The sequence below is a fragment of the Bacteroides sp. 1_1_14 genome (assembly GCF_000162515.1).
Taxonomy (GTDB): Bacteria; Bacteroidota; Bacteroidia; order Bacteroidales; family Bacteroidaceae; genus Bacteroides; species Bacteroides thetaiotaomicron.
The window spans coordinates 409,607-417,497 of record NZ_GG774707.1 but is presented as its reverse complement, the minus strand read 5'-3'; the positions used below and the strand labels follow the sequence as shown (position 1 = coordinate 417,497).

The window sequence follows — 7,891 nt, the reverse complement described above, 5'->3', positions numbered from 1 at the left end:
CCTTTACATATTCCAGTACCTGTGAGTCACTCATGGACTGGGCCATAAGCGAGCCACTTCCCAGCATAGAACAAAAAAGTAGAATGCTAAAAAGTCGTTGTATTTTCATTGACAAATAAAAAAGTTAAGTTGGTTTCACACAGTTCCTGCATACCGTGACAGACGGCAGACAACTGTTGTTTAAGAAGAGAAGGGGGAAGAGCATCAAGAAGGGTCAGAGAACGCTGCAAGACAGACCGTTTTCTATCCTCGTCTTCCGGATTGGCGTACATCGACACATTATATCCCTGAAGGATGGCCAAACACAGGGTAGCATCCTGTTCCGGTGTCTTCCCCCGTTGTGAATATAAATCGTTTATCTTTTCGTGGATTGATTGTTGTAATGCAGAAAGGTCATCGGCGTATACATACCCATTTTTATCACCGATGTGAAGTAAATGATCTGCCAGATGTTGCAGTTCATCAATATTTTCTTGTAGTAAAAAACTCACCATACCCCTTTTATTCACTTAATGCTTGTTTCACTTATATTTAAACCCTTATTTCTCCAGAGGCTCTACACACCCTACTGGTATATCTACAAAAGCACATCCCAACATAGTTAGCCGGACTGCTACTTTCGATTTTCCATTTACTGTAACCAATTCTCCCTGAAGTCCGGATAATGGCCCTTTGATAACCTTAATCTTGGTTCCTGGTGACAAGGGAGTCGTACTCATATTAATCGCCTCGTCCGAATAGTCTAGCATAAATTTAAAGCGGTGCATCTGTTCATCCGGAATGACAGCAGGAGTACTTTCTCCACGCAATACCATATATCGGCTGATAGAGCCCAATGTCAAAACTTCTTTCTGCTCATAAATATCGACATGGACAAATATCATCATCGGAAGAAGAACACGCTCGACTACCTTTCGACGATCACTCCATTGATGCACTTCTTGCTGAACAGGAAGGAAGTTTTCAATCCCCATTTTAGATAGTCGCTCACTCGTTTTCTTCTCATGAGAAATACGTACTAAAGCCACTAACCAACGTTTATGGTGCGCTACGCTCCTGCCAGTCACATCTGCCGGCAGAACTTCTTGTATGCTTTTTTTGCTATAAATCATCTATTTTACCCCACACTTATTCGTCATTCTTTAACAAACAGAAACGAATAACGGTGCAAAGATGACCATATTTACCAATATACGCAAATAAAAAACAATAATATTTTCGTTAAACGACCATAATAAGAGAGAAATATCTGCTTATTTCATTTTCCACACCTATTATTATATCATTTACGAACAATGAAATATTCGATATTTTCATTAACCAGCTCCTAAAAAAGAATTAAAAGCCCCACCTCAAACAGAAGATTTTACCAGGAAAAGAAAAAAAGTAACTATTCTGAGAAAAAAATAAAGAACAGATGCAGTATTCCATAAACTGCTGCATTTAACTTATAAACGGAACAAAAAAGAATCAAACCTATATATCATATTAAGACCTGAAACCTGAACTTGACAAGTGGGGAGAAATTAGAGAGAGAGAGTATTTTACAAACGTCCCCAAAAACGAGAACCCCTGCCGACTGTAGAAGCCGGCAGGGGTTCATTTTTACTACTAAGGAGTCCGAAAAGAAAGTAAGACGTAATTCTTTCCGAGTGCCTCCGCTTATTTACAATATTTCTTTATAAGTTCATCCACATTCGGATCACCCAGTTCTTTCGCTTTATTGAAGTTTCCGCAAGCTTCGTCCGTCTTCTTCAACTGTATCTGACAAAGGCCCAACAACCGGTATGCTTCCCCATATTTCGGCTCGTCTTTCAGAATTTCATTCAGTATCTTCATGGATTCTTCGTAACGTCCTACACGCAGATTAACCACTGCATGTTCTGCCCGATAAGTCAAATCTTTGGGGCTCAATTCAACCGCTTTCACGATATCATCCAATGCACGCTGATATTGACGGGCTTTCAGCGCAGCCTGCTCACGATAATAATAGAAAAGGTCATTGACCTGTCCGTTCACAGCCTTATAATAAGCATCATAATCGAGCATTGCATTTCTTGCCTGATCGTTGTTCATATATATCTGTGCACGTTCCAGCAGATAAGGAGCAAAATTTGCCGTGACAGGCTGCGGACAACGAGCAATGCAACTGTCCATCAATGCCAACACTTCTTTGGCATCTGCCTTCAGCAATTCTTTCGTCTTGGCGGCACTAAAGAATGAGGCTGCTGAAGCCAGATTGCTGGCATTCACCTTCTCATAAGCGGCCAAAGCGCCTGCATAGTCCTGCTGTGCAAAAAGTATATCTCCTTCCAACTGCGTATAAACGGGCAAAGGATCGATAGCCATCGCCTGACGGAGATTTTTCAAAGCCGTATCATACGTCCAGTCTTTATAAGTCGTTTCCGGTTTTGAAAGCTGATAACCGTATATCAGCTTGGCGATATTATAATACACATCATCCTTTTTAGCCGCCACCTTCAAGGCTTGATTAAAGTCGGCTACAGCCTTGTCAAAATAAGACTGGTCATCCTTACCTTTTGCTACGTAATAGTTGGCACGACGGATATATCCATCGGTACTGCTGGGGAACTGGCGAATGAAATCGTCCAGCAATTTCTCATATTCATCAGCCGACATCTGCGTGGAAGCCATAAACAGATACACCAATGCCTGATCCTCCGCTTCGGGCAATCCTTTCCGGATACCGATATTCTTCAGAGCAACGTCTCCCAAAGACAGAGCACTAATCTTCTGCGACATTGCAAAAGCTGCCCCTGCCGCATAACAAGTCGTTACCGTATCCGCACCGGAGGACTTCTGTGAAATACCGAACACCTGGCCTTCCGCATTCATCACCGGACAACTCACCATCTTGTCTTTCATCTGCATACTCAAGGTATAGTAATGGTATTCTCCAGCAATCTTCGATACATCCTTCACTTTACCCGAAACGCAGGCAATGCTCTTCTGCGTAGAATAAGGAAGCATCCATGCGTCAGCGCCTGTAGCCGGAGCAGTAGTCGCCACTACCAGTGACGGCACTTTCTTTTCGGTGATGGCCACACGGAACTTGATCACATCGTACATATCATTTGCTCCCAAAATCAGGCTGACCGGCATTTGCTTGCCTTCGGCTGTAATAACCACCGCACGCTCAGCCCCTTTGAAAAGACTGTAGTCGGACAGAGCCAGTCCGTCTTCGGATACGAAAAATCCGTTTCCGGTATTCAGCATCTTGTCATTCTTGTCATAAGTCACTACTGAGAAAACAGCACGTTTCGCCTTCTCCACCCATTTCGGGGTTTGCGCCAGACCGCTCTGTACCAAGAGGAAAAGCGCTAAAGGTAAGATTAAAAGTTTCTTCATATCAGTCGTTGTTTCTTTGTTTCACAGCTTCATAAATCAAAATACCGGCAGCTACGGAAACATTCAGAGATTCGATAGTTCCCAGCATCGGTATCTTCACCCATTCGTCACAGAGAGCCAGATGATCATATGATACACCGGTGTCCTCCGCTCCCATGATGATACACATCGGTCCCGTATAATCGGCTTTCGTATAGTCATAATCTCCTTTCTCGGTAGCGGCAACGATACGGAAACCGCTGTCCTTGAGATACTGCAAAGTCGCACGCAGATTCTGTTCGCGGCAGACAGGCAATGTATGCAACGCACCTGCGGAAGTCTTCATGGCATCGGCATTCACCGATACGCTGCCACGCGCAGGAATAATCACCGCATCCACCGCGGCACATTCGCAGGTACGGGCTATCGCACCAAAGTTACGCACATCCGTTATGCCATCCAGCATCACAAAAAACGGATTCTTGCCTTGCTCGAATAAGAAAGGAACGAGGTCTTCCGTCTTCTGATAGGTCACAGAGGAAATGAAGGCAACCACACCCTGATGATTCTTCCGTGTGATGCGGTTGATACGTTCCACCGGCACACGCTGAACAGGAATCAGCAATCCTTTCAATGCTGCGAAAAGCTCTTTGGAAAGATCACTTTGAATGTCTTTCTTAACGAGGATCTTATCAATTTCTTTTCCAGCCTGAATGGCCTCTATGACGGCACGGACGCCGAAAATCATTTCACTTTTATCGGTCATTGTAATTTTGAATTATAAATTTTGAATTATGGATTATGAAGTACGGGCCAACAGGGCCTTCGCATTGCTGAGGGCAGCCTCGGTCAATGTGGCTCCGCTCAGCATGTGAGCGATCTCCTCTACCCGTTCTTCATCGGTGAGACGGCGGATATGGCTGTTCGTTTCCGTATCGCTGTCCTTCTTATATACCTTATAATGAGCGCGCCCGCGAGCTGCGATCTGAGGCAGATGTGTGATACTGATCACCTGACGGTTGCAGTCACCCATTTCCTGCATCATATCCGCCATACGGTCGGCTATTTCACCGGAAACTCCGGTATCGATCTCATCAAATACAATCGTAGGCAGTTTCACCGCACCGGCGATCATCGCTTTGATAGAAAGCATCACACGCGCAATTTCACCTCCGGAAGCAACGGAAGATATGCTTTGCAACGTTCCGTTCTTGTTGGCGGAGAACAGGAAGTTGACAGTATCCTCCCCCTGTATGCCCGGTTCTTTCTTCAACCCCATTTCCACTTGGAAGCGGACGTTGGGCATACCCAGCGGGACCAGCCGTTCAGCCAGTTGTTTCTCCACTTCACGGGCGGCTGCCGCACGGGCTTTTGTCAGCACGGCAGCTTGCTTCTTCACCCGTTCATACTGGGCTTCCTTGCGGGCAGTCAGTTCGGCTATGCGATCATCATAAGAGGTGATCTCGGACAACTTAGTGCGATATTGGTCTGCCAAAGCCATCAATTCTTCAAGCGTCTGCACCCGATGCTTCTGTTGCAGGGAGTAAATCAGATTCAGACGATCGTTCACTTCGTCCAGACGGGTAGGATTAAACTCGATGGATTCTCCCTGCGCTGAGACTTCCTGCGAAATATCTTTCAGTTCGATGTAGGCACTTTCCATGCGGTCGCTCAGTTCTCCGGCAGGCTGATACACCTTTTTCAGATTATTCAGCGTATTCAGATTATCTTTCAGGAAAGAAAGCAGTCCGCCTTCGTCCGAGAAAAAAGACTGTTCGATGCGGTAAAGCCCTGCTTTGATCTCCTCAGCATGACTCAGAGTTTCCGCCTCTTGCTCCAGTTCACTCTGCTCCCCTTCCACCAGATGAGCTTCCTCCAGTTGTTCCAGCTGGAAACGAAGATAGTCCTCATCCGTCCGGCTTTGCTCGGCAAGTGCCGTCAGCTCGGACAATTCACGGTCGAGCAGCTTCCATTCATTATACAGTAAATGATACTTCTCCAGCGCATCATCGTTATGAGCCAGAATATCGAGTACATTCAGCTGGAAACCTTCTTTATTGAGCAAAAGATTCTGATGCTGCGAATGTACATCGATCAGTTGTTCGCCCAATTCCTTCACCTGTGCCAGCGAAGCAGGCGTATCATTAATGAATGCGCGGCTTTTGCCGGACGCCTGCACTTCGCGCCGCAGGATACATTCCTCGTCGTCGTATTCCAGTTCGTTCTCTTCAAAAAACGGGCGCATACCGTAAGCCGAGATATCAAAACGTGCTTCGATAATACATTTAGAAGCTCCACGACGAATCGCTTTCACATCGGCACGCTGTCCGAGCAGCAGACCGATGGCTCCCAGAATAATCGATTTTCCAGCCCCCGTCTCGCCTGTGATGACCGAGAAGCCTGTTTCAAAACCGATATCCAGTTTTTCTATCAATGCGTAATTCTGAATATAAAGTGAACGTAACACCTTCTGTAAATTAAAAATTAAACCTAAAAAATAAAGATCAGTGAGTCAAGACGGCAACCAGATGGTTGATGATGTCTTGCGCTACTTCCTGTTTGGGCTTCAGAGGATAATCCTCGCGACCTTTGCGATCAATAATGCTAATCTTGTTTGTATCGTGACGGAAGCCGGCTCCCGCATCATTCAGAGAGTTGAGGACGATAAAGTCAAAGTTTTTACGTTCGAGCTTTCCTTCGGCATTCTGCTGTTCGTTATTTGTTTCGAGGGCAAACCCCACTAACAGTTGATTGTCTTCTTTGATCTTTCCCAGACTTGCAGCAATGTCCTGCGTAGCCTGAAGATGCAAGGTCAGTTCTTCTTCCTTCTCCCGTTTGATCTTTTTGCCGGCCACCGTTTCCGGGCGGAAATCGGCGACTGCCGCACAAAGAATCCCCACGTCGGAAGTCGAGAAACAGGTTTGCGCTGCCTCATACATTTCCTGAGCAGATTCCACATCTATCCGGTGGATACGCGAATGCTGCGTTTTCAGTTGCACCGGTCCGGCGATCAACGTCACCTCTGCCCCACGACGGGCACATTCTTCCGCCAAAGCAAATCCCATCTTACCGGAAGAATAATTGCCGATAAAACGGACCGGATCGATCTTTTCGTAAGTCGGTCCGGCAGTTATCATAATTTTCCTTCCCTGAAGTTCGGCACTCGCAGAGAAAAACTCGTCCAGCACTCGGATAATGTTTTCTGGTTCTTCCATACGTCCTTTGCCGACCAGATGGCTGGCAAGTTCACCCGTTGCGGGCTCAATGATGCGGTTGCCATAGGAACGCAATATATCCAGATTCTTCTGTGTAGAAGGATGTGCATACATATCGAGGTCCATAGCCGGTGCAATGAATACCGGAGCTTTGGCCGAAAGATAAGTGGTTATCAGCATATTGTCTGCTATCCCGTTCGCCATCTTTCCGATGGTGGAGGCGGTAGCGGGTGCGATCAGCATGGCATCCGCCCACAGACCCAAGTCCACATGGCTGTTCCACGTACCGTCCCGTTGGGCAAAAAACTCGCTGATGACCGGCTTACTGGTCAAAGCCGAAAGAGTGATGGGAGTAATAAATTCTTTTCCCGCCGGAGTAATGACCACCTGCACTTCCGCTCCCTGCTTTATCAGTCCGCGGATAATGTAACAAGCCTTATAAGCAGCGATGCTACCGGTTATTCCAAGAATTATCTTTTTTCCTTTTAGCATTATTTTGTAATCAAATTACTCATTTCACGCAGACGGATTTTAGTCAGCACCGCCTTGGTATTCAACGTGAAATCACTGTTTAAAATCCAGCTGTAGTATCCGGGGTCTTTCTTCAGTACCTCGGCTACAGACATTCCTTTATATTTTCCGAAATTAAATACTTCCACACCATTGTCGTCATACACCATCCGTCCGGCAAAGTCCACATTCTTAGTGAAACTTGAATATTCTGCCAGGAAGGCGATGTCGTTCTGAAGATCCGGATAGCGGTCGAGCTGTGCTTTCAGCACCTCATAAGTGGCACGTGTATCGGCCTCGGCCGTATGGGCGTCTTCCAGACTCTTTTCGCAATAGAACTTATAGGCAGCCGAAAGGGTACGTTGCTCCATCTTGTGGAAAATCACCTGTACATCGACAAACTTGCGCTTCGTCATATCGATATCTACACCGGCACGAAGAAATTCCTCTGCCAATACCGGAATATCGAAGCGATTAGAGTTGAATCCAGCCAAATCGCAGCCTTCAATGTCACGGGCCACATTCTTTGCCACCTCCTTGAAAGTCGGACAGTCCGCTACATCGGCATCATAAATGCCATGTACGGCAGAAGAAGCTTCAGGAATATGCATTTCGGGATTGATACGCATTGTTTTCGTTTCCTCATTCCCGTTAGGATATACTTTCAGATAGCAAATTTCAACGATCCGGTCTGTGTTGATATTGGTTCCCGTTGTCTCCAGATCGAAGAACACAATCGGGTTTTTCAAATTTAATTTCATTTCTTTCTTTAATGGATAATGGATTATGGAGAATTGATAATGGATTGGAAACATAAA

General features: G+C 45.9%; 7 protein-coding genes. All 7 read right to left on the bottom strand.

What is annotated here, in order from left to right:
- Positions 1–86 precede the first annotated feature (86 nt).
- The 7 genes from HMPREF9007_RS08375 to HMPREF9007_RS08405 all read right to left on the bottom strand — a co-directional run bounded on the left by HMPREF9007_RS08375 (position 87) and on the right by HMPREF9007_RS08405 (position 7,834).
- Positions 87–494 (bottom strand): UpxZ family transcription anti-terminator antagonist, encoded by a 408-nt coding sequence (locus HMPREF9007_RS08375; RefSeq protein ID WP_032850541.1) that lies wholly within the window; start codon positions 492–494, stop codon positions 87–89.
- 45 nt (positions 495–539) lie between these two features.
- The gene (locus HMPREF9007_RS08380) at positions 540–1,112 is read right to left on the bottom strand and encodes a UpxY family transcription antiterminator (RefSeq protein WP_008762418.1); all 573 of its coding nucleotides are present in this window, start codon (positions 1,110–1,112) and stop codon (positions 540–542) included.
- Between the two features lie 550 nt (positions 1,113–1,662).
- Positions 1,663–3,369: a serine protease gene (locus HMPREF9007_RS08385; RefSeq protein ID WP_008762417.1), complete on the bottom strand. Its 1,707-nt coding sequence runs from the start codon at positions 3,367–3,369 to the stop codon at positions 1,663–1,665.
- A gap of 1 nt (position 3,370) precedes the next feature.
- Positions 3,371–4,114 (bottom strand): 23S rRNA (guanosine(2251)-2'-O)-methyltransferase RlmB, encoded by a 744-nt coding sequence (rlmB, locus tag HMPREF9007_RS08390; RefSeq protein WP_008762416.1) that lies wholly within the window; start codon positions 4,112–4,114, stop codon positions 3,371–3,373.
- Positions 4,115–4,147: 33 nt separating this feature from the next.
- Positions 4,148–5,815 (bottom strand): DNA repair protein RecN, encoded by a 1,668-nt coding sequence (gene recN, locus HMPREF9007_RS08395; RefSeq protein ID WP_008762415.1) that lies wholly within the window; start codon positions 5,813–5,815, stop codon positions 4,148–4,150.
- A 37-nt stretch (positions 5,816–5,852) separates the two neighbouring features.
- Positions 5,853–7,055 (bottom strand): bifunctional phosphopantothenoylcysteine decarboxylase/phosphopantothenate--cysteine ligase CoaBC, encoded by a 1,203-nt coding sequence (gene coaBC, locus HMPREF9007_RS08400; RefSeq protein WP_008762414.1) that lies wholly within the window; start codon positions 7,053–7,055, stop codon positions 5,853–5,855.
- Positions 7,055–7,834, bottom strand: a complete 780-nt coding sequence (locus tag HMPREF9007_RS08405; protein WP_008762413.1) for a 3'-5' exonuclease — start codon at positions 7,832–7,834, stop codon at positions 7,055–7,057. The genes coaBC and HMPREF9007_RS08405 overlap by 1 nt, the downstream gene beginning before the upstream one ends.
- Between the last annotated feature and the right edge of the window lie 57 nt (positions 7,835–7,891).

Bases quoted from the DNA above. Each gene is read 5' to 3' on its own strand.
- HMPREF9007_RS08375 (WP_032850541.1), bottom strand. From the start codon at position 494: ATGGTGAGTTTTTTACTACAAGAAAATATTGATGAACTGCAACATCTG.
- HMPREF9007_RS08380 (WP_008762418.1), bottom strand. From the start codon at position 1,112: ATGATTTATAGCAAAAAAAGCATACAAGAAGTTCTGCCGGCAGATGTG.
- HMPREF9007_RS08385 (WP_008762417.1), bottom strand. From the start codon at position 3,369: ATGAAGAAACTTTTAATCTTACCTTTAGCGCTTTTCCTCTTGGTACAG.
- rlmB (WP_008762416.1), bottom strand. From the start codon at position 4,114: ATGACCGATAAAAGTGAAATGATTTTCGGCGTCCGTGCCGTCATAGAG.
- coaBC (WP_008762414.1), bottom strand. From the start codon at position 7,055: ATGCTAAAAGGAAAAAAGATAATTCTTGGAATAACCGGTAGCATCGCT.
- HMPREF9007_RS08405 (WP_008762413.1), bottom strand. From the start codon at position 7,834: ATGAAATTAAATTTGAAAAACCCGATTGTGTTCTTCGATCTGGAGACA.